General features: G+C 40.6%; 20 protein-coding genes. 2 read left to right on the forward strand and 18 right to left on the reverse strand.

Annotated features, from left to right (window positions below):
- Nucleotides 1–47: 47 nt before the first annotated feature.
- From RCG19_RS01940 to RCG19_RS01995, 12 genes are all read right to left on the reverse strand, one after another.
- Nucleotides 48–485 carry a BrxA/BrxB family bacilliredoxin gene (locus RCG19_RS01940; RefSeq protein WP_166238228.1) on the reverse strand — a complete coding sequence of 146 codons (438 nt, stop codon included), beginning with the start codon at nt 483–485 and terminating at the stop codon, nt 48–50.
- 104 nt (nt 486–589) lie between these two features.
- Nucleotides 590–1,708: a methylmalonyl Co-A mutase-associated GTPase MeaB gene (gene meaB, locus RCG19_RS01945; protein WP_166238230.1), complete on the reverse strand. Its 1,119-nt coding sequence runs from the start codon at nt 1,706–1,708 to the stop codon at nt 590–592.
- The gene (gene scpA / locus RCG19_RS01950) at nt 1,709–3,850 is read right to left on the reverse strand and encodes a methylmalonyl-CoA mutase (RefSeq protein WP_374049602.1); all 2,142 of its coding nucleotides are present in this window, start codon (nt 3,848–3,850) and stop codon (nt 1,709–1,711) included.
- Between the two features lie 37 nt (nt 3,851–3,887).
- On the reverse strand, nt 3,888–5,753 hold the full coding sequence (locus RCG19_RS01955) for a methylmalonyl-CoA mutase family protein (protein WP_308109479.1): 1,866 nt from the start codon (nt 5,751–5,753) through the stop codon (nt 3,888–3,890).
- Between the two features lie 136 nt (nt 5,754–5,889).
- The gene (locus tag RCG19_RS01960) at nt 5,890–7,179 is read right to left on the reverse strand and encodes a dihydrolipoamide acetyltransferase family protein (RefSeq protein ID WP_308109480.1); all 1,290 of its coding nucleotides are present in this window, start codon (nt 7,177–7,179) and stop codon (nt 5,890–5,892) included.
- Nucleotides 7,180–7,194: 15 nt separating this feature from the next.
- Entirely contained in the window at nt 7,195–8,178 is a 984-nt protein-coding gene (locus RCG19_RS01965) for an alpha-ketoacid dehydrogenase subunit beta (protein ID WP_308109481.1), read from the reverse strand.
- Between the two features lie 12 nt (nt 8,179–8,190).
- Nucleotides 8,191–9,195, reverse strand: coding sequence for a thiamine pyrophosphate-dependent dehydrogenase E1 component subunit alpha (locus tag RCG19_RS01970; RefSeq protein ID WP_308109482.1), 1,005 nt, complete (start codon nt 9,193–9,195; stop codon nt 8,191–8,193).
- A 33-nt stretch (nt 9,196–9,228) separates the two neighbouring features.
- The gene (gene lpdA / locus RCG19_RS01975) at nt 9,229–10,650 is read right to left on the reverse strand and encodes a dihydrolipoyl dehydrogenase (RefSeq protein WP_308109483.1); all 1,422 of its coding nucleotides are present in this window, start codon (nt 10,648–10,650) and stop codon (nt 9,229–9,231) included.
- 22 nt (nt 10,651–10,672) lie between these two features.
- Nucleotides 10,673–11,791 carry a butyrate kinase gene (buk, locus tag RCG19_RS01980; protein WP_374049572.1) on the reverse strand — a complete coding sequence of 373 codons (1,119 nt, stop codon included), beginning with the start codon at nt 11,789–11,791 and terminating at the stop codon, nt 10,673–10,675.
- Nucleotides 11,792–11,996: 205 nt separating this feature from the next.
- Nucleotides 11,997–13,100, reverse strand: coding sequence for a branched-chain amino acid dehydrogenase (gene bcd / locus RCG19_RS01985; protein ID WP_166238247.1), 1,104 nt, complete (start codon nt 13,098–13,100; stop codon nt 11,997–11,999).
- Nucleotides 13,101–13,129: 29 nt separating this feature from the next.
- On the reverse strand, nt 13,130–14,035 hold the full coding sequence (gene yqiS, locus RCG19_RS01990; protein ID WP_166238249.1) for a phosphate butyryltransferase: 906 nt from the start codon (nt 14,033–14,035) through the stop codon (nt 13,130–13,132).
- Nucleotides 14,036–14,166: 131 nt separating this feature from the next.
- Nucleotides 14,167–16,236 (reverse strand): sigma-54 interaction domain-containing protein, encoded by a 2,070-nt coding sequence (locus RCG19_RS01995; protein WP_308109485.1) that lies wholly within the window; start codon nt 16,234–16,236, stop codon nt 14,167–14,169.
- A 189-nt stretch (nt 16,237–16,425) separates the two neighbouring features.
- Between RCG19_RS01995 and RCG19_RS02000 the strand changes: the two genes are divergently transcribed.
- Nucleotides 16,426–16,659 (forward strand): DUF2627 domain-containing protein, encoded by a 234-nt coding sequence (locus tag RCG19_RS02000; RefSeq protein WP_166238253.1) that lies wholly within the window; start codon nt 16,426–16,428, stop codon nt 16,657–16,659.
- A gap of 57 nt (nt 16,660–16,716) precedes the next feature.
- On the opposite strand, the gene RCG19_RS02005 is transcribed toward RCG19_RS02000, so the two are convergent.
- Complete coding sequence (locus tag RCG19_RS02005) at nt 16,717–17,445, reverse strand: glycerophosphodiester phosphodiesterase (RefSeq protein WP_308109486.1); 729 nt, start codon at nt 17,443–17,445, stop codon at nt 16,717–16,719.
- 36 nt (nt 17,446–17,481) lie between these two features.
- Here RCG19_RS02005 and RCG19_RS02010 point away from each other — a divergent pair, with 36 nt between their 5' ends.
- Nucleotides 17,482–17,622, forward strand: a complete 141-nt coding sequence (locus RCG19_RS02010) for a YycC family protein (RefSeq protein ID WP_308109487.1) — start codon at nt 17,482–17,484, stop codon at nt 17,620–17,622.
- Nucleotides 17,623–17,685: 63 nt separating this feature from the next.
- Here RCG19_RS02010 and spo0A read toward each other — a convergent pair whose 3' ends face one another.
- The 5 genes from spo0A to RCG19_RS02035 form a co-directional block, all read right to left on the reverse strand.
- Entirely contained in the window at nt 17,686–18,477 is a 792-nt protein-coding gene (gene spo0A, locus RCG19_RS02015) for a sporulation transcription factor Spo0A (RefSeq protein WP_166238259.1), read from the reverse strand.
- A 288-nt stretch (nt 18,478–18,765) separates the two neighbouring features.
- Nucleotides 18,766–20,061 carry a SpoIVB peptidase gene (gene spoIVB / locus RCG19_RS02020; protein ID WP_166238261.1) on the reverse strand — a complete coding sequence of 432 codons (1,296 nt, stop codon included), beginning with the start codon at nt 20,059–20,061 and terminating at the stop codon, nt 18,766–18,768.
- A gap of 126 nt (nt 20,062–20,187) precedes the next feature.
- Entirely contained in the window at nt 20,188–21,876 is a 1,689-nt protein-coding gene (recN, locus tag RCG19_RS02025) for a DNA repair protein RecN (protein WP_308109488.1), read from the reverse strand.
- Between the two features lie 15 nt (nt 21,877–21,891).
- On the reverse strand, nt 21,892–22,341 hold the full coding sequence (ahrC, locus tag RCG19_RS02030; protein WP_308109489.1) for a transcriptional regulator AhrC/ArgR: 450 nt from the start codon (nt 22,339–22,341) through the stop codon (nt 21,892–21,894).
- A gap of 152 nt (nt 22,342–22,493) precedes the next feature.
- Nucleotides 22,494–23,324 (reverse strand): TlyA family RNA methyltransferase, encoded by an 831-nt coding sequence (locus RCG19_RS02035; protein WP_308109490.1) that lies wholly within the window; start codon nt 23,322–23,324, stop codon nt 22,494–22,496.

The following is a 23,324-nucleotide window of genomic DNA, read 5'->3' on the forward strand; positions in this document are numbered from 1 at the left end:
CAAAAAAATAGAGCCAATCTCCATTGGGAGATTGGCTCTTTACTTCATTAAAATTCTTCACAGTATTCATCAAATTCCTTCTGCAGTTTGGAAACGACTGTCGCAGGATCAAAGCCTTCGATTTGATGTCTTTCCACCATGGAGCAAATCTTACCGTCCTTTAATAGGGCGAAAGAAGGTGAGGATGGCGGATAGCCTGTGAAATAGCTACGCGCCGTTTCCGTTGCTTCCTTATCCTGTCCAGCAAAAACGGTAACTAGATGATCAGGACGTTTATCATAATGGACGGCATGTGCTGCTGCGGGTCTTGCCACACCACCGGCACAACCGCAAACAGAATTGATCATAACTAAAGTCGTTCCTTTTTGCGACAATGCCTCTTCTACGTCAGTAGGTGTTTTCAGTTCTTTATATCCAGCTGATGCAATTTCCTGACGTGCCTGGTTTACCACATCATTCATGAAAAAATTAAAATCCATGCTCATGAAAAACACTCCTTTATGTTATGTAATGTATATAACTATATAAGTACATCATAACAGTAAAAATGCATTTTTTCCAATCTAAAAAAACTGCCGAAACCGGCAGCTCATTCGTTTAAAAAAGTATGGAATAATGTTTCTACAGCAATCGCCACTGTGGTTTCACCCGCAATAACCTCATTTTCTAATTTTGGCAGTTCCTGTTTAACACCCTCATGATGGTAAAAATAAAATTGGAGCTGGTCGGTAATCATGGAATAAAGCCATTCTCGCGACTGGGACTTCCTTCTATTTTCAAATACCCCTGATCTTTTCCCCGTTTGTTCGAACGATTGAATAACATCCCAGATCCCACTGATTCCTTCATGCGTTATGGAGGAACAGGTATATGCCTTTGTTGCCCAGCCTTTTGTTGCAGGCTGCAAAAAATGGAGGATTCGGTTATACTCTTTTCTAGTTTGCTCTGCTTTTGGCTTATTCTCACCATCTGCTTTATGAACAAGGATGGAATCAGCTAATTCCATAATCCCTTTTTTCATCCCCTGGAGCTCATCACCGGCTCCCGTCAGTACAAGAAGCATGAAAAAATCCACCATATCGCGAATAATGACCTCACTTTGTCCAACACCAACCGTTTCGATTAGAATCACATCAAAACCGGCAGCCTCACAAAGTAACATCGCTTCCCTCGTTTTTCGATGAACCCCACCCAGTTTTCCCGCTGTTGGAGAAGGGCGGATAAAGGCCCTCGGATTTCTAGACAAGTGTTCCATCCTTGTTTTGTCCCCCAGGATACTACCGCCGCTAATACTGGAGCTTGGATCAATGGCTAACACGGCTACATTGTGGCCCAAGCCGCAGAGGTAAGTTCCAAACGCTTCAATAAAGGTGCTTTTGCCGGCACCGGGCACACCGGTGATACCAATCCGTATCGACTTCCCGCTATGGCGGTGGAGCTTTTGCAGCAGCTGCTGCGCCTTCTTGAAATGCTGCCCGGCATTGCTCTCCACTAGGGTAATCGCCCTTGCCAGAATTCCCCTATCTCCTTTTATGATTCCTTCATAGAGCTCATCAACTGTGGGCTCAGAGGAACTGCGTTTTTGAAAACGGATATTTTTTTGAATGGCTGCCGTTTGACCCTCGATCTCCTGTCCCTTTCTTACAACGCTAGAACAGCTTCCTGGGTTATTTGGGTCACTCCATTCCGGTTTATGATCCGTGCCCATTTATTGTGCCACTTCCTCATAACCAAGTTGCTTATAAATCTCCTTGATTACTTTTTGTGCAGACACTGGGATAATCGTTCCCGGACCAAATATGGCCGAGGCTCCATGTTCATACAAAAATTGATAATCTTGAGCCGGTATAACACCACCGATGACAACTAAAATATCTTCTCGTCCTAATTTTTTCAATTCATTCACGAGCTGCGGTAATAACGTTTTATGTCCTGCCGCAAGCGAACTGAACCCAATAACATGGACATCATTCTCAACAGCCTGCCTCGCCGTTTCTTCGGGTGTCTGGAATAACGGGCCGATATCCACATCGAACCCAAGATCAGCGAATGCTGTGGCAATAACCTTTGCCCCGCGATCATGACCGTCCTGCCCCATTTTGGCAATGAGGATCCGTGGTCGTCTTCCTTCATTCTCAAGAAATTCATCGGTCATTCTTTTCACTTCTTCTATCTCTTCTTCATTGCTAAAGGCGGTACTATATACACCGCTAATCGAACGGATTACCGCTTTATGTCTGCTGGCAACACGCTCTATTGCATCAGAAATTTCTCCTAACGTTGCTCTTACTCTTGCCGCTTGAACCGCAAGACCTAACAAATTGTCTTCCCCTGTTTCTGCTGCTTTTGTTAATGCGCTAAGTGCTTCGCCAACTTTTTGGTCATCGCGGCCGGACTTTAATTCGTTTAATTTTTCAATTTGTTTTAATCGGACAGCGGTATTATCAATATCCAAAATATCAATGGCCTCTTCTTTTTCAAGACGATAACGATTGACGCCAATGATTGTTTCTTTCCCGGAGTCAATTTGTGCCTGCCTCCTTGCAGCAGCCTCCTCTATCCTCATTTTCGGCAGTCCTGTTTCAATTGCCTTCGCCATACCCCCAAGGCCTTCAATCTCTTCAATATGCGTCCATGCTCTTTGGACTAATTCATCCGTTAGCTTTTCTACATAATAAGAGCCCGCCCATGGGTCAATCACGTTGGTAATACCCGTTTCTTCTTGTAAAAACAATTGCGTGTTACGCGCGATTCGGGCCGAAAAATCGGTTGGCAGGGCGATCGCTTCATCTAATGCATTAGTGTGCAGGGATTGTGTATGACCCATTGCTGCTGCATGTGCCTCAATGAGTGTTCTTGTGACATTATTAAATGGGTCCTGTTCCGTCAAGCTCCAGCCGGATGTTTGCGAATGTGTTCGCAATGCCAATGACTTTTCATTCTTAGGATTGAATGATTTCATCATTTTTGCCCAAATCAAGCGTCCCGCACGCATTTTAGCAACCTCCATGAAGTAATTCATCCCGATTGCCCAGAAAAACGATAGCCTTGGAGCAAATGAATCAATTTCTATTCCCGCTTTTAGGCCAGTTCTTACATATTCCAACCCATCAGCTAAAGTATAAGCCAATTCAATATCTGCAGGTGCACCGGCCTCCTGCATATGATAGCCGGAAATACTGATACTATTAAACTTTGGCATGTATTTGGAAGTGTATTCAAAGATATCGGCAATAATTTTCATCGACATCTCCGGTGGGTAAATATACGTATTCCGCACCATATATTCTTTTAAAATATCATTTTGGATGGTGCCTGATAATTTCTCTTGACTTACCCCTTGTTCCTCCGCCGTCACGATGAAGAATGCTAAGATTGGTAATACAGCACCGTTCATTGTCATCGAAACGGACATTTGATCAAGTGGGATCCCATCAAATAGTGTTTTCATATCAAGGACTGAGTCGATTGCAACTCCCGCTTTCCCCACATCCCCAACCACTCTTGAATGGTCTGAGTCATAGCCGCGATGTGTAGCTAAATCAAAGGCGACCGATAATCCTTTTTGCCCCATGGCCAGATTGCGGCGGTAAAAAGCATTACTTTCTTCAGCAGTTGAAAATCCTGCATACTGCCTTACCGTCCATGGACGGTTTACATACATGGTTGGATATGGCCCTCGTGTATATGGAGGGAGTCCTGGAAGGTTTTCAAGATGCTCTAGCTCATCCCGATCTTCTTTTGTATAAAGCGGTTTTAATGTGATTTGCTCATTTGTTTCAAACAGTAAGTCATCAATAGTCGTTACAATTTCCTGTTTAACTTTTTCCTGCCATTCTTCCTTAGTAATAAATTTCTGCTCATCAAACAATGAACTATTTTGAAAATCAGGCTTTTGTCTTTTCAATGGTGTTCACCTCCATGTCAGCTAAAAGGGTGGAAATGGCTTCATAGCAGTTACTTTTTAAATGAATAAACTGTTTAATACCCTCGTTCATCCACCTGGCTTGATTTTCTTTTTCAGGGAGCCCCGCTAAGTAAAAAGTTCGCTCAGGCAATTCTGCCTTCAAGCCCATTAAAATTTCATGACCCAAGGATTCATATTGGTCATTCGTACCACATAGACAAAAGTATTTAACGGGTTGTTGTGTAACAAATTGTCTAGCATCTTCTACCGTTAAAATAGGGCGGCCTTCTACAGAGTTGATGCCACCGGAAGCAAAAAATCCCTTCATAAAATCGAGTCTTGACTTATATTGTTTTAATTCTCCTAGACAAATCATGCCGACAGTCGGTACAGATCCAAATTTCCCTTCAAGATACTTCGCTTTACTGCGCAATTCCTCAAATGGTTCGGCCAATCTCTTAGATGTGACAGCTTCGATTCTTACTCCACCTGCAAAACGAGATTGTTCCCTCGAAAGTGGTCTGCTGGGTACTGTTTCATCTAAATTCGCATAAACATTTGTGCCAACAATACTTTGCTTCCTTGTCTGAATATCAAGATTCCTTCTTTCATAGACAGAGGTAATTTCATGCTGCAGCCAATTCGTTTTTAATACTTCAAGGATGCCGCCACTGGCTTCGATTTGTTGAAAGAAGGACCACGCCTTTTCTGCTAATAGGTTTGTTAATTCTTCCACATACCAGGAACCACCTGCAGGGTCAATCACTTTTTTCAGATGTGCTTCCTCTTTTAAAAGAAGTTGGACATTTCTAGCAATCCTTTCTGAAAAGGGTGTTGCGCCACTGTGTTCATCGAAAGGACTTACATGTAAATATTGAACACCACCAATGACAGCCGCAAATGCTTCATTCCCTGCTCGAAGTAAATTTACATGTGGGTCATGTACAGTTTTAGTGGAAGAAGATGTTTCTGCAGCAATCATCATTCCGCGAGACTTTTCATTTACACTGTATAGTTGGGTGATTCGATTCCACAGAACACGTGCTGCCCTCAGTTTAGCAATCTCCATGAAAAAGTTTCCGCCAATCGCAAATTGAAAGACCATTTTACCGAGGATTTCTTCTAGTTCCATTCCTTTTTCCTGAAGCTTTTCGAGATAATATACCCCTTCTGCTAAAGAAATACCGAGCTCTTGAACCCCATTCGCCCCGCCATTATGATATGGCACCGTGTCGATTAAGATCGTACGTAAATTAGGAAATAATATACTCGATTGTTGGATATTTTCAAGCCAATCCTTGAGAAATTCTTCTGAAATAAGACCATCCTCTGCAAATAGTGCAACCGGATCAGCACCGATATATCCGCGGATTTGGTCTTGTCCATCCAAATTAGTTACTTGTTTATGAAAAGCCGATTGTAAATCTTTGGCGTTGATAGCAAATGGGTATTGGACATTGAAATTCCCCAAAATGTTGACAAGGCTTTCTTCTCTTTCAAATAGTGCCTCTTTAACTTCAAATGAAATAGCAGATTGTCCTTTTTCAAACGATTGATGGAGTTTCACTTGCAACTCTTCAGGCGTTTGATAGGAAATGCGCTGTGCGGCTTTCCATTCATTTGTCCTATATCCAAGCGGGTAAATCCCTCTTCTAAAATCCGAAGCACCTGGAAATTCCGAGATTGGCTGCTCATCTGTCTTGGAATAAAGCGGTTTCAAAACTATATTTTCATATGTAGTAGTTTCTAAGGATTTAACTGTTTTTCCTTTTAGAGATGACTCCGCTTTCTCCTTCCATTCATCCAATGTTTTAATAACAAATGCCTGACTTTTTATTTTCCCCAATCTTCTCAACTCCCTTCCACTTGTTTAATTGAAATAAAATTCAATTAATTCTCCTACGTACTATTTTATGGTATTTACATAAGACTAGCAATACATTAAACCAAACAACCGCTGCATCGGATGCAGCGGTTATTTCTTAATAAATTGACGTTGTAGATTTTGATGTATTTTCTAGAATTTCTTTCACACGCTGTAAGAATCGGCCGCTAACAAGTCCGTCCAGGACTCTGTGATCAAGTGACATACATAGGTTCACCATGTCACGGACCGCAATCATGCCATTGTTCATCACAACTGGGCGTTTGACAATGGATTCCACTTGGAGAATCGCAGCCTGTGGGTAATTGATGATTCCCATTGATTGAACAGAGCCAAACGAGCCTGTATTGTTTACCGTGAATGTTCCGCCCTGCATATCGTCAGACTTCAACTTTCCAGTTCTCACTTTCACAGCAAGCTCAGAAATTTCACGGGCAATCCCCTTTATCGTCTTTTCATCTGCATTCTTAATAACAGGAACAAAAAGCGCATCATCGGTTGCAACCGCTATTGAGATATTGATATCCTTCTTTTGAATAATCTTATCCCCGGCCCACATCGAATTAATCTGCGGGAATTCTTTTAAAGCTTGGGCAACTGCCTTCACAAAGAAAGCAAAGAAAGTTAGATTAAATCCTTCTTTTTTCTTGAATTCATCCTTAAGAGAGTTTCGATATTCCACCAAATTGGTTGCATCGACTTCGACCATTGTCCAGGCATGTGGTGCTTCATGCTTGCTGCGCAGCATATTTGCAGCGATTGCTTTTCGAATGCCTGTTACAGGTATCTCAATATCGCCGGCTGCCAATGGAACATCTACCGCTGGGGCTGGGGTAGACACTGGCTTTCCTACATCTTGTTTAGCAGACGGTGCCGATGCTGGCTCCTTCTGCGCTTCAACCTTTTGAGAAGTAGTAGGAATATTTCCTGACTCGATTATTCTCAACAGGTCTTTTCTTGTAATTCGCCCGCCTGCACCGGTGCCTGACACCTGAGTTAAATCAATGCCATGTTCTTGTGAAATTTTCAGAACAGCAGGTGAATAACGGGCTTTGTTGCCTTGATCTACCTGGACTGCTACTTCAGCATCGCTGGACGTTTCCTTTTGTTCGCTTCCAGATGCTGACGGTTCCTCAGCAATACCGCCTTCAATCTCAATCGTACAAATAATCTCCCCAACGGCAAATGTATCGCCTTCGTCTGCAATTAGCTCTTTGATCACACCTGTAAAGGAGGATGGGACTTCCGCATTTACTTTATCTGTCATTACCTCTGCAAGGGGATCATATTTATTGACTTTATCGCCGACAGATACTAACCATTTGCTAATCGTACCTTCGGTTACACTTTCCCCTAACTGAGGCATTTTAATTTGTTCCATTGCCACTATTTCCAAACCTCCTTAATACTCAGCAAGCTCACGCATTGCTTTTTCGACCTTTTCAGGGTTTACCATAAAGAATTTTTCCATTGTTGGTGCATACGGCATTGCCGGAACCTCAGGACCAGCCAGACGCTTAATTGGAGCATCCAGGTCAAACAAACAATGCTCGGCGATAATTGCTGATACTTCACTCATAATGCTTCCTTCTTTTGTATCCTCTGTTACAAGCAGCACTTTACCTGTCTTAGACGCGGCCTCAATGATCGCTTCTTTATCAAGTGGATAAACGGTACGTAAATCAAGAATATGAGCTGAGATTCCATCCTTAGCAAGTTTTTCTGCTGCTTGAAGGGCAAAATGAACACATAGTCCATAGGTGATCACCGTGATGTCATCGCCTTCACGTTTTACATCTGCTTTTCCGATTGGTAATGTATAATCTTCTGTTGGTACTTCGCCTTTAATTAAGCGATAGGCACGTTTGTGTTCGAAAAATAGCACAGGATCATTATCACGAATCGCTGCCTTCAATAGACCTTTTACATCATAGGGAGTAGAAGGCATCACAATCTTCAATCCGGGTTGGTTTGCAAATACGGCCTCAACCGATTGGGAATGATAAAGTGCCCCATGCACCCCACCGCCGTATGGTGCCCGAATAACCATCGGACAGCTCCAGTCGTTATTTGATCGATAGCGAATTTTTGCCGCTTCTGAAATAATTTGATTTACTGCCGGCATGATAAAATCAGCAAATTGCATTTCAGCAATCGGACGCATGCCGTACATCGCGGCACCGATTCCTACCCCCGCGATTGCAGATTCGGCAAGTGGTGTATCAATGACTCTTTCTTCGCCAAATTGCTCATACAAACCTTGAGTAGCTTTAAAAACGCCACCTTTTACACCAACATCTTCACCAAGAACAAACACCTTTGAATCCCGTTCCATTTCTTCTCGAATGGCCATTGTTACTGCGTCAATATAAGAAATTACTGCCATGTTCCGTCCCCCTTACATGTTCCCATAAACATATTTCAATGCATCCTCTGGTGCTGCATACGGGGCATTTTCTGCATAATCAGTAGCCTCGTTTACTAATTTCATTACGCGATCATTGATTTCTTTTTCCAGCTCATCATTCATGACGCTAGTTTCTTTTAAATAAGCGCCAAAAGTGATAATTGGATCTTGTGTTTTTGCTTTGGCCACTTCATCAGGTGCCCGATATGAACGATCATCATCATCAGATGAGTGCGGTGTCAGACGGTAAGAAACCGTTTCAATCAACGTGGCACCCTCACCGCGGCGACCGCGGTCAGCAGCTTCTTTTACCGCTTTATAGACTTCGAGCGGGTCGTTCCCATCAACAGTAAATCCTGGTATTCCATAGCCAATTGCTCGATCCGATACTTTCTCGCAGCCTAATTGTTTTTCAATCGGGACGGAAATGGCGTATTTATTATTTTCACACATAAATATGACAGGAAGCTTGTGTACACCCGCAAAGTTTGCACCCTCGTGGAAATCCCCTTGGTTAGAAGAACCTTCACCAAACGTGACAAAGGTTACAAGATCTTTTCTTTCCATTTTTCCTGCCAGGGCAACACCTACAGCATGTGGAACTTGTGTCGTTACCGGCGATGAACCAGTAACAATCCGATTTTTCTTCTGACCAAAGTGACCTGGCATTTGCCGCCCGCCGGAATTCGGATCTTCCGCTTTGGCAAAACCTGAAAGCATCAATTCCTTTGGTGTCATACCAAACGTTAACACCACACCCATATCACGATAATATGGCAGTACGTAATCCTTATCCTTATCTAGGGCAAAGGCAGCACCAACTTGGGCGGCTTCTTGACCTTGACATGAAATAACGAACGGGATTTTACCTGCACGGTTTAATAACCACATCCGCTCGTCAATACGGCGAGCCAAAAGCATCGTTTCATACATTTCCAAAACCTTTTCATCGCTTAGACCTAAAGCTTCATGACGCTTTTCTACCATTAATTCCATACCTCCCGAATGTTCGCCTAAAAAATTATTTATTTATGAATGAATTGCTTTCCCGTCGACTGCAAGTGCAGCCTCGCCAATCGCTTCTGATAGAGTTGGATGTGGATGAATCGTATGAGCCACTTCCCATGGTGTCGCATCTAAAACCATTGCAAGTCCCGCCTCTGTAATCATATCTGTTACGTGCGGACCAATCATATGCACCCCTAGAATATCATTGGTCTCATCATCGGCGACAATTTTCACAAATCCATCGGATTCACCAAAAACAAGTGCCTTACCAATTGCCCTGAAAGAGAACTTTCCAACCTTTACTTTATACCCTTTTTCTTTTGCCTGATCCTCTGTTATCCCAACGCTGGATACCTCTGGATTACTATAAATACATCTTGACACTAAATTATAATCAAATGGTGACGGATCTTTACCGGCAATATGTTCGACAGCTACAATCCCCTCATGTGAGGCTACATGGGCCAATTGTAATCCGCCAATCACATCGCCAATAGCATAAATATGTGATTCTTTCGTTTGGAAAAATTCATTTGTGGCAATAAAGCCTTTTTCCACTTGGATTTCGGTATTTTCTAGTCCAATTCCTTCCGTATTTGCCTGACGACCAACAGAGACAAGGAGTTTGTCAGCTTTATATTCCTTCACGCTACCTTTAACCTCCGCAGAAATAGCGACACCATTATCTCTTACAAGCGTTTCGGCTAAAACCTTTGCACCTGTTACAAGTTTAATACCTTTTTTCTTCATCAGCCGTTGCATTTCCTTTGAAACTTCCTTATCTTCCGTCGGAATAATGCGATCAGCATATTCAATCACAGTAACCTCAACACCGAAATCAGAAAGCATGGATGCCCATTCGATGCCAATAACACCGCCGCCCACGATAATAATGGAACTTGGAAGTGCTTCAAGCTGTAAAGCTTCGTCAGAAGACATCACATAATTGCCGTCTATTTCGAGTCCGGGAAGTGTTCTTGGTCTTGAACCAGTAGCAACAATTACATTTTTAGGAATAAGCATTTCATTTTCGTTTCCATTGTTCATTTCAACCGAAATAGTTCCAGGCATTGGCGAAAAGATAGATGGTCCAAGAATCCTGCCAAGCCCTTCGTATACATCAATCTTACCTTGCTTCATCAAATGTTGGACACCTTTATGTAGTTGATCAATTATTTTATTTTTTCTTTCTTGTACTTTACCAAAATTCAAGGATACTTCGCTCGTGATGACTCCAAAGTCCTCACTATGTTTGGCAGTGGCAAACACCTCTGCACTTCTTAGCAGCGCTTTACTGGGAATACAGCCCTTATGAAGACATGTGCCGCCTAGATTTCCTTTTTCTACAATCGCTGTTTTCAAGCCAAGCTGTGAGGCGCGAATAGCAGCTACATAGCCGCCTGTTCCACCGCCAAGAATGACTAAATCGTATTCCTGTGACATTTCTTATTCCTCCCCATTCTCTTTAAATTTTTGCAGTTGTAAAATTTCCCGGATATAACTTTACTTCTTCCTCACCACGTAAGACCCTTATCGCGCCTTCAGCCAATGCTTGAAGTTCATTTTCACCTGGATGAACAATAACGTCGGCGATCCAATTAATCCGATCTGTAATGGATTTCACAAAGTCTTTCCCGTATGCCAGTCCACCTGTAAGGATAATCGCATCCACCCTGCCGGAAAGTACAGTACTCGCTGCCCCAATTTCCTTTGCCACCTGATAAGCCATCGCCTCATATACAAGCTTTGCCTCTTGATCCCCAGCTTCTATTCTCTGTTCTACTTTAACGGCATCATTTGTTCCGAGATAGCCAACAAGACCCCCTTGACCAACAAGTCTTTTCATGATTTCTTCCCGGTAATGTTCTCCTGAAAAGCAAAGGGCTATTAAATCACCAGCCGGTACAGTTCCTGCGCGCTCAGGGCTAAAGGGGCCATCACCATGCAGACCATTATTGACATCTATTACTTTACCATGTTTATGGACGCCAACGGTAATTCCGCCGCCCATATGGGTCACAATCAGATTTAATTCGTTGTATTTTTTCCCCATCTCCCCTGCCACTCTTCTTGCGACAGCTTTTTGATTTAAGGCATGGAAAATACTTTTTCTCTCAATTAAGGAGAATCCAGAGATTCTTGCAATTGGATCCAGTTCATCGACAACAACCGGGTCGACAATAAAAGAAGGAATATTAAGACCATTGGCAATTTCATAAGCTATAATTCCACCTAGGTTCGATGCATGCTGTCCGTAAAAACCAGAACGTAAATCCTTTAGCATCAATTCATTAACAGCATAAGTTCCGCCTTCAATCGGACGCAGCAATCCACCCCGTCCGCAAACAGCCGATAATTTAGAAATGTTGATCCCTTCATGATCCAGTGTTTCCAAAATAGTATTTTTTCTAAATTCATATTGATCAATTATAGTGGAAAAATGATTAATTTCCTCCGCCTCATGGCGGATTGTTTTTTCAAAAATGGAAATTTCATTATCGAAGACTCCGATTTTGGTTGATGTTGAGCCTGGGTTGATGATGAGAATCCGATATTTATTATCTGGCAACGTCGTGACCTCCATTAACAAAAACATCTTAATTAAAGGCAAACGCGCTGAATTTTCCATTCAGCGCTTTGCCGTTCTAATATTTCAATGAATATCTGTCTAGCTCCAGCGCCTAGGGGCTCGGGGTCATAAGCCAATCCGTCAAGAAGGTAAAGAACAACCTTCTCGCCGGCTCGTCTTATGCCTGTCGCCCCTGATCAAGGCGCTTACGCTTTTCCGATTACCTAGAAATTCTGTGGCTAAGAATGTGATGGCCATTTTGCAAAAATTGACTTCTGGAATTACGGATTCTCTCAATTCTTTCTTCCGCCATCCGGTCAGCTGCCACATAGGTAGGGATGCTATCACGTTTTGAAATTTCGATTACTTTTTCAATTGTTGAATAGAGCTGTTCAACCTTTTTCATTGCCCGTTCTTGGTTGTATCCGTAAAGCTCATCCGCAACATTGATCACTCCGCCCGCATTAATAACGTAATCCGGTGCATAGACAATACCCATTTCATGAATGATATCACCATGGCGAGTATCCCTTAATTGATTGTTAGCCGAACCGGCAATTACTTTCGCTTTTAATTGTGGGATTGTTTCATCATTAATGGTCGCTCCCAAAGCACATGGGGCGTAAATGTCACATTCAACACCATAGATTTCATCAGGGTCTACCGCAAGTGCACCAAATGCTTCAACCGCACGATTAACTGCTTCTTTATTTATATCTGTAACAATCAGTTGCGCTCCTTCTTTATGCAAATATTCACACAAGGTATACGCTACATTTCCAACACCTTGAACCGCTACTACTTTCCCTTCAAGCGAGTCCGTTCCAAATGCCTCTTTTGCAGCAGCTTTCATTCCGCGGTAAACGCCATAAGCTGTTACCGGTGATGGATTACCTGATGATCCGAATGCAGGGGATATTCCCGTAACATAATCGGTTTCCTCATGAATTAAATCCATATCAGCCACCGTTGTACCCACATCTTCTGCTGTAATATATCTGCCATTTAATCCTTGAATGTATCGGCCAAATGCTCGGAACATAGCTTCATTTTTATCTTTCCGAGGATCGCCAATAATAACGGTTTTCCCTCCGCCAAGATTTAATCCAGCTGCTGCATTTTTATACGTCATCCCTTTGGCTAGACGAAGGGCATCTTCTATTGCAGCCTCTTCTGATGCATATGTCCACATCCTGGTGCCGCCTAATGCTGGCCCTAGGGTTGTATCGTGAATAGCTATAATCGCTTTTAAACCAGATTGCTTATCTTGACAGAATACGACTTGCTCATAATCAAATTTCTCTAAGTACTTGAATAGTTCCATTGTTTGTTTCCTCCTCGAATGTTGACTATCTATTTTTTTACACAGCATAGCGCTAAGGCAAGCGAATACAGCTTACTTTCCGCAGAATCAGCTCTAGATGTTAACACAATTGGTGCTTTTGCTCCCGCAATTATCGCACCAACCTTAGCATTTGCAAAATAAATTAACGATTTATACAATACATTTCCTACTTCGATGGTAGGTACTAATAGGATATCAGCTTTTCCTGCAACCTCACTGATAATTCCTTTGTGTTCGGCAGCCAGTGTTGATACAGCATTATCTAAGCCAAGCGGCCCATCCACGATGCAGCCGGATATTTGTCCTCGTTTATTCATTACCGTTAACGCTGCTGCATCCATTGTTGCCTGCATGACAGGATTAACTACCTCGACTGCGGCGATTGGTGCCACTTTTGGGTTGTCAATTCCAACTGACTTAGCAAGTGAAACGGTATTCATAATAATTTGCGCCTTTTGTTCTAAGTCAGGGGCAATATTCATTGCAGCATCAGTTATAATAGTAAAATGATCGTAACCAGGAATTTCAAAAAAAGCAGCATGCGATAAAACGTTTCCGGTTCTAAGACCAAATTCCTTATTCAGAACAGCTTTTAAAAGGACGTTGGTTGGAACATTACCTTTCATTAATACATTTGCCTCTTTGTTAGATACAGACTTAACGGCTAACTCAGCAGACATGGCAATGGATCCGGTTTCCACAATTTTTATTTCATTCCTGTTTATCGGCTTATTCTTTTTCTTTTCAATTAGAGAAATAATTTCTTTTTGATCACCGAACAGGATAAAACGTGCAAGATTTCGGTCCAATGCATCTATCACTGCTTCAATAACTTCAGCATTTTCTGCCGCAGCAACCGCAACTGTATTTTTACTTCCCTGGGTTGCTCTGTCAATTAGTGAATCTAGCAACAAGTTGTCATCAACCCTTTCCCCTTTTCTGCAACCCCGATATATTAATATGCAAGAACCATGCCAAGAATAAATTAATGAAAACGCTTTATTCTCCGTATCCTCGTTGCGCAAAATTTTTCAATCCATGCAATTTATTGCATGCTATTTTTTTCAATTTTGTATTTGTCTAGTTTATAATATAAATTTCTCACCGATAATCCAAGTGTTTTAGCTGTTAATGTTTTATTCCCATTTAACCGGAGTAAAGTTTGCTGGATGATTTTGGCTTCATATGTCTCCAGCATATCTGATAATGATTGCTCTAACTCATAGGATTCATTAAAACTTGTGACAGGAGGCTCACTTCCTGCTTTTTTCAACTCGGGTAAATGAGGAACATCTATTAACGTCTCATAATAATTCATAAAAATAATGGCTCTGCCAAGAATATTTTCTAATTCCCGTACATTTCCGGGCCAGTTATAGCCCATTAATTGGAGTAAAGCCGCGTGCGTTACCCCTTCAACATTTCTACCATAATCCCAATTTATTTTTTGAATCAACCGCTCACATAAAACGGGAATCTCTTCTATTCGCATCCGTAACGGTGGAATATGAATAGGCATGCGGTTTAAACGATAGTATAAGTCTTCCCTAAAGGATCCTTTTGCAATACCCTTTTCTAAATTAACATTCGTAGCAGCAATGACTCTTACATTGATGGTAACAGGCTTTGTTCCGCCAACACGAATGATTTCATTTTCCTGTAGCACCCGTAAGAGCTTTGCCTGGGTATTAGCTGAAAGCTCCCCAATCTCATCTAGAAAAATGCTGCCATTATTTGCTTCTTCGAAAAGACCTCTCTTGCCCCCACGAATAGCACCGGAAAAAGCCCCTTCCTCATAACCAAACAATTCACTTTCTAATAACGATTCAGAAATAGCCGCACAATTGACACGGACAAACTTGTTATATTTTCGATCACTTGCATTATGTATAGCATGGGCAAATAACTCCTTACCCGTTCCTGATTCACCTCGAAGAAGGACGGTTGCAGGTGTCTTAGCTCCTAACTTTGCCTGCTCTATGGCAAGCATCATTTCATCAGAATGGCCAATAATATCCTCAAAGGAATATTTGGCCTCCAGGGTGCGGATAATTTGTCTTGCTCGGCTTAATTCCCTGCTTAGTGATTTCATTTCAGACATATCATGGATAACTCCGACACTGCCTTTTAATTTCCCTTTAACAATGATCGGGGCAACATTCACAATTACTTCCTTTTTATTTGCCCCCACTCTCATCGGCACACCCCGAACAGCCCTTCTAGTTTGCAGTACCTTCATATGCATACTTTCACCCTCAGAGATGTCTGCCGTTGCAGGCTGCCCTATTACTTGCTCTTTTGTCAGTCCTGTTAAGCGGGTATAGGCAGGATTAATCAGGATTCCCCGTCCATTCTCATCGACAACAGATATAGCATCATCACTCGAATGGATGATGGCTTGCAGCATGGTTTGAATTTCCTTTAAATCTGTGATTTCCTCTGCCAGATTAACAACCTCTGTTATATCCTTAAAAACCGCAAAGGCACCGATTAATGTACCATTTTCTTCAATTATCGGAATCCGTGTTGTGATGATTTTTCGGTCATTACTTAAAACCATTTCTTGATTTGCCTCTGTTCTCCTCGTTTCTAGGATGATGGGAAGCCTGCTTGAAGGAATAACTTCTAATACTGCTTTTCCGATTGCTTGCGCTTTTTTCACGCCCATAATTTCTTCAGCACGTTTATTAAACAAAATCACTTTTCCATGTTGGTCAATGACCACCATTCCATCATTTGTAGCGTTAAAAATTAATTCCTGCTGATATGATTCATTTTGGTGTTTAGCAACCAGTTCCTCTTTTTCCTCTATTAATTTTGAAACAAGGAAGGCCACACTTCCTGGAATTAATACAGTTTTTTTATTTCTTGTCTCTCGTAATTCTTGAAAAACAGTGTCATCCCCTGTTACTTCGATAATAATATCGATGTCTTTAGTTAGAAAAGGCTGCCAGCTTGTTCCTGTTTTTATCCCCTCCTCTTTTGCCAATAAAATGCCTGGTGCATCCTCATTTCTGTCAATGACCACTTCGACATTTAAGACCTCTGATTCTTTTACTATTTTTAAGATTGCCGTTCCACCTTTGCCGGCACCAACAATCATAATGTTTTGCATTTTTTCTACCCCTTTTATGTCAAGAAACTTATTTCATCCCATTTTAGGAAATACATGCAATTTTCTTCATTATTATCTATTTTATATTCAAACACAAACCTTGACAATTTTCAGCTATGTAATAATATTTTCATGAGATATAATTTACATATACCGAAAAAGTAAAATCGAAATTGGAAGGATTTATTTATGATACGTATTATAGCCCTTTTCATCGTTGTGATTCCCGGTGCTTTAGCTGCCTTGGGAATTAAATTAATGCGCGATATGACTTTTGGGATTCTACAGGCGCCATTTCCAAATTTGTTGTTACAATTTTTAGTTGGATTAATCTTTTTTATTGGCGGACTTGGTTTTGTAGCCGGCTTTATTTTTCGCAGGGATCGTAAAAGAAATAAAGTACAGGGAAGGTTTAAAAAGTAATAAGAAATGTGGCGGGAGCGCAATGCCAGGAGCTGGAGCTAAACAAAAAAGAGGCCGTTATGGTCTCTTTTCATACTGTTTCCTTATTCGAAGTGCCTTTGCGGGGTCATCAGTAATAATGGCTGTACAATTGATATTAAAGAGCCGGTTCATGTCAGCTTCCTTATTAACGGTATAAGGACGTACAGCAATTCCATTTTCCATCGTATGAATGATGATGTTATCAGACATCGCTGAATGTTTTGGATGAATCCCTTTTGCTCTTATGGACTGTGAATAAATCCAAGGCATATAGATCCCCTCAATAAAAAGCGGGGCTGTTTCAATTTCCGGTGCTATCCGATAACTATAGACGATACTATAGTGATTAAAAGAAGAAAGAATAACCCTGTCCGTTAGACTGTATTTACGGATTAACTCGATGACCTTATCTTCCATGCCTTCATAGGGAATCAGCCCATTTTTAAGCTCTATATTACAAATGAGCTTATTTGTTTTCATCCATTCCAAAACTTCTGTTAAAGAGGGAATGGGTTCTTTTTTGACTCCCTTTTTATTGGCATTAAGTTTTCTAATTTCTTTAAATAAAAAATCTTTGACAAAGCCATTTCCGCTTGTTGTTCGGTCAACTTTTTCATCATGGATTACAACAATTTCGCCATCCTTTGTCAATTGAACATCAAGCTCTATACCATCTGCACCTGCCTTTTCTGCTTCCCAAAAGGCTGCCATAGTATTTTCTGCATTAGAAGCAGAATAACCGCGATGAGCAAAAATCTGTGTCATTTTTTCACTTCCCAACTTTATTATGGAGGCATTACAATGAAACCTTTACAGTTATCACCGGAAACAGCAATAAAACTTTCTCAGAAATTAAATGTACCGATAGAACAGCTTATGCATATGCCGCAGCATATTCTCATCCAAAAACTAATGGAGCTCGAGAAAGACAAGGGAAATTAACACATACAAGAAAAAACCTTCATTCACTTTACTGAAATGAAGGCTTTTTTATGTTTAATTTTGTTAAGAAGCCTTATGCTCAAGACGAAGTTTATCAGCCACCATGGCAATAAACTCAGAATTGGTTGGCTTAGCTTTTGACATACTTACCGTATATCCAAAAAGGCTTGAGATCGAATCAATATTACCACGGCTCCAGGCCACTTCGATTGCATGGCGGATAGCACGTTCAACGCGGCTTGCTGTCGTGTTATATTTTTTGGCGATATCAGGGTACAATACTTTCGTTATGGAACCTAAAAGCTCAATATCGTTGTACACCATCGAAATCGCTTCACGCAAATATAAATAACCTTTAATATGTGCTGGAACTCCGATCTCGTGAATAATACTTGTAATACTTGCATCTAAATTTTTTGGTTTTTGTTCTGATTGGGAACGGTAGCTTGTAGCGGGGCCCCTACGAATAAAGGTGCTGGCGTTTCCACTAACCTGACGAATATGGCTTCCTAAATTCTCCATATCAAATGGTTTTAAAATAAAATAGGAAGCACCAAGTTCAACGGCTTTTTTGGTTACATCCTCTTGACCAAAAGCTGTTAACATAATAACATTCGGTAATGTTCCTTTTTTCAACTCACGCAAGCGCTCAAGCACTGCCAAACCGTCAAGGTGCGGCATAATAATATCTAATACTAAGACATCAGGGTCTGTTGAAGCTAACATTTCTAAGCACTCTTGACCGTTATGGGCGATGCCGACAACTTCCATATCTTCTTGGGACGAAATATAGTCCTCTAATAGTCCAACCAGCTCTCTATTATCATCCACGACACAAACCTTTATTTTCTTCAATTCCAGTTCCTCCTCATTCAAATCAAATCTCTATTTTCATCATACCGCATTATTCATTTATCATCTCTAAATTCTATTCTAAATAAGAAATTCGACAATGCAACTAAAAATCCTTTCATTTTTTTAATATTTCTTAAAATAGTGATAAAATCTTATCTTTTCTTTGTTTTCCTTCTCTTTTCGACTAATTTCGCATTATTACCATTTAACAACATGGTTTTGTCGAATAATCTCCATATAAAAAGAGAAGCAAAATAGGGAAATTTACCTATTTTGCTTAAACAATGTTTAGCTCGCTTTATTTTTTGGTGTTTCGTATATATTAATTCCAGCTTCATTTAGCATCCATTCAATATGCACACCGTATCCAGATGTAGGATCATTTACAAACACATGTGTAACTGCTCCGATCAGCTTTCCATCTTGAATGATCGGACTTCCACTCATGCCTTGAACGATACCTCCTGTTTTTTCAAGGAGCTTTGGATCGGTCACTTTAATGACCATGCCCTTTGTAGCCGGAAACTTTTGCGGAATTGTGCTGACAATTTCAATCGAAAATTCTTCAACTCGGTCATCATTCACTACGGTTAAAATTTTTGCCGGTCCCTCTTTAACCTGATGGGATAGTGCTATGGGGAGTGGTTTATCTAGCACCCCATTTTTTAATTCTTTGTTTAATTCACCAAAAATACCAAATGGACTGTTCTTTTTAATATTACCAACAATTTCACGATCTGAAGAAAAACGGGCAAGTTTTTCTCCCGGATCACCGTTACTACCCTTTTCAATAGATGTTACTGTGGAACGGACAATTTGACCATCTTCCACCACGATTGGCTGTTTTGTATCCATGTCTGAAATAACATGTCCAAGGGCACCATATTTTTTAGACTGTGGATGTACAAAAGTCATCGTCCCAATTCCAGCTGCTGAATCTCTAATATATAATCCAAGTTTATAGGTGTTTTCCCCTTTATCCTTTAACGGGGTGAGTTTAGTCGTAATTTTGCCGCTTTCCCGACTGATAACCATATCAAGAGCTTTACCATCTTGTCCTGCCGTTTGTACGAACGGAGCAACATCTGTCATTTTTTCAATTTTGCTGCCATTGATTTCGGTAATCATGTCTCCAATTTTTATTCCTGCAAGTTCACCGGGTGATTTTTTGCCATCCTCTGTATTAATCAAATGGTGTCCAACAACTAATACGCCTACAGTATTTAATTTCACACCAATTGATTGACCGCCGGGCAGTACTCGAAAATCGTTTAAGACATGTACATCGACCTTTTTAATCGGAATGCCTGCATATTCTAGTAGCACTTCATTTTTGCCTTTTTCATTTGCGTTCACGGATATTGAATGATTTTCCTGATTAAGTGTAATATTCGATTTGTGAGAATTATTTTTTAGAGCTGCAGATACCGGAGCAGCCTTCTGGAAGGTATAATCTTGTCCTTCAAACATAGTAATCGTCTTAGGGATTGCCAGGTATTGCTGTAACGGCTGAAAAAATATAAGGCTAATTAATGAAACAAGGAGAATTCCACCAATAATCTTTCTAATTATTTCTAACTTCAAATTCTTCACTCTCCTCGCTTCTTTTCACTACACACTTCAAAAATGGCTACACCTTTAATTTTGCCTCCTTGACAATCATTTATAACTGGTATAAACATAAAAAAGCTACCCAAATTGGGAAGCTTTTCAATTTACCTTCGTTTTTACTGCTAATTGTAACAATTCCTCAGCATGTTTTTTTGTTAAGTCGGTGATTTCTGCACCAGATATCATCCGGCCGATCTCTCTAATCTTTTCATCAATACTTAGTGGTGTAACTGAGGTTTTTGTTCTTCCACCCTTTATCATCTTAGCAATAAACAGATGTGTATCTGCCATTGCAGCGACCTGTGGCAAATGGGAAATACACAAGACCTGTGAGCCTGAAGAAACTTTATAAATTTTTTCTGCGATGGATTGAGCAACCCTTCCGCTCACACCAGTATCCACTTCATCGAAGATAATCGAAGTAACACCTTGATGTTTCGAAAAAATACTTTTCAACGCCAACATGATCCGTGATAACTCTCCTCCAGAAGCCACTTTTGATAATGGCTTTAATGGTTCTCCCGGATTCGTCGAAATATAAAATTCAACATGGTCCACGCCGTTTTTAGAAAAATGCTGAAGATCTGTTTCAAAACGAATTTCAAAAACCGTTTTTTCCATGTATAATTCTTTTAATTCAGTATGAATTAATTTTGTCAGCTTATTAGCCCATTTTTGGCGGAGTTCGGATAATTGTTTTGCCTCTAGAACTAAGTCCTTCATAATGGATGCTAATTCTTTTTTCAGTTCTTCTATATGTGTTTCTTTATTCATAAGTGTTTCTATTTCTTCCTCAACTTTTGCACCATATTCCATTATTTCATTGATGGTTTTCCCATATTTTCGTTTTAACTGGTTAATTTCATTTAAGCGGTCTTCAATTTCATTTAACCTTCCTGGATCATACTCCAGAGCATCCAATTCATTTCTTAATGATCGTGCTGCGTCCTCCAATTGATAGAAACTATTCGAAACAGATTCAAATATTTCTTTATAGGCCGTGTCAAGGGAGGCTGCATCCTCCAAGTACCCCATAGTCATTCCAACCCAATCAAGGCCCTTCTGTTCACCATTTAGGCCATTATAGCCTGATTGAATGGATTCAAATACCCGTTCGAAATTGCCAAGTTTTCTTTTTTCTTCGGAAAGCTCCTCGTCTTCATTTGGCTTTAATTTAGCCTTTTGAATTTCGTCTAATTGAAATTGAATTAAATCAAGTCGATGGGCTGTCTGCTGATCATTTTCGCTTAAAGTTTTAAGCTTATGTAATGTATGCTCGTATCGGCGAAATACATCAGTGTATTCTCCCAGTGAAGCTTGGATTTCCTCAGAACCAAATTGATCCAGCAATGTTAAATGTCTTGTCTCATCCATCAATTCTTGGTGTTCATGCTGACCATGGATATCTACAAGAGTTCCGCCCATTTCCCGAAGGGTTGCTATCGTCACTAATTTTCCGTTAATACGACACACACTTTTTCCTGTCCGGGAAATATCTCGTCGTAAAACCACCATTCCTTCTTCGATATCTATCCCAAATTCTAAGGCTTTCAATAGAATAGGATGGTTAGGGGTATCCAATTGAAACAAACCTTCTATTTCAGCTTTGTCTTCTCCATGGCGAACAAATTCTGCTGAACCTCTTCCACCAACTAATAAATGAATGGCATCAATAATAATGGACTTACCGGCACCTGTTTCGCCGGTTAAAACGGTTAATCCTTTTTCAAAACTAATCTCCAGTTCTTGGATAATGGCGAAATTTTTTATTGATAGTTCTGCTAACAAGACACTCTCCCCCAATTAAAGCATATCAAGGAACCGGGTTGTAATGACCTCGGTATCTTCCGGCGTTCGGCATATGATTAACATCGTGTCGTCACCGCAAATCGTTCCTAATATTTCTTCCCAATCAAGATTGTCGATTAAAGCACCGATAGCCATAGCATTACCAGGCAGACATTTCAGGACCAGTAGGTGTCCAGCCGAATCGATCCTAACAAATGCATCAATTAATGAACGCTTTAATTTCTGCAATGGATTAAATCTTTGGTCTGCAGGCAAGCTATACTTATACCGGCCATCAATTAGTGGAACCTTTACAAGATGTAATTCTTTAATATCTCGTGACACGGTTGCCTGCGTTACATTGTATCCTGCATTCTTCAGTTCATCCACTAAATCATCCTGTGTTTCAATATCATTCCTGGCAATGATCTCCCTGATTTTTATATGGCGTTGACCTTTATTCATCTTTTCACCCCATAGTCATAGAAAACATTAGAGTATTTTGTACTATAATGTCGTATCTACCCATATGTTAGCCCATTTTTCCAAACTTGTACATTTATTCTTTATAAAAATACATGTATATGCAATAAAAGGATAGGCATGGCCCATCCTTTCTAGTTTAATTTCGAATGAAATTCTTTATGTGATTCATTTACAATTTCGGAGGGGCTGACTGGTAACTGTATTTGTCCAGCTGATTCTTCGCCTCTCCATTTAAGGTGAAGCAAATATTCAATATTTCCATCACCACCGGTTATAGGTGAATACGATAAGTTTGTTACGGTAAATCCCTGCTCGACAGAAAAATGGATGATTTTCTCTATTACTTGTAAATGGACCTTTTCATCCCGAACAATCCCTTTTTTACCTACTTGGTCTCGTCCGGCTTCAAATTGCGGCTTAATAAGGGCGATAATATCACTTCCTGGTATAAGAAGTGTTTTTAACACCGGTAATATTAATGTTAAGGATATAAATGATACGTCAATTGACGCAAAGTTCGGCATTTCCCCGTTTAAGTCAGCTGGTGTGACGTAGCGAAAATTAGTCCTCTCCATCACTACAACACGTTCGTCCTGCCTCAGCTTCCAAGCTAGCTGATTGTAACCCACATCAAGGGCATAGGACATTTTCGCCCCATTTTGAAGGGCACAATCGGTGAACCCACCAGTTGAAGCACCAATATCTAATAGTATTTTATTTTGAACGTTCACATCAAACACTTTTATCGCCTTTTCGAGCTTTAATCCCCCGCGGCTTACATACGGTAGCATTTTTCCTTTTATAGTTAACGGAATATCGATTTTAACTTTTTCACCTGGTTTATCTAATCGCTCTTCATTTGTATAAACTAACCCTGCCATAATGGCCCGTTTAGCTTTTTCTCGCGTTTCAATTAAACCTCGCTCCACGAGTAACACATCTACTCTTTCTTTATTTTTCAT

The organism is Neobacillus sp. OS1-2 (assembly GCF_030915505.1).
GTDB lineage: Bacteria > Bacillota > Bacilli > Bacillales > Cytobacillaceae > Neobacillus.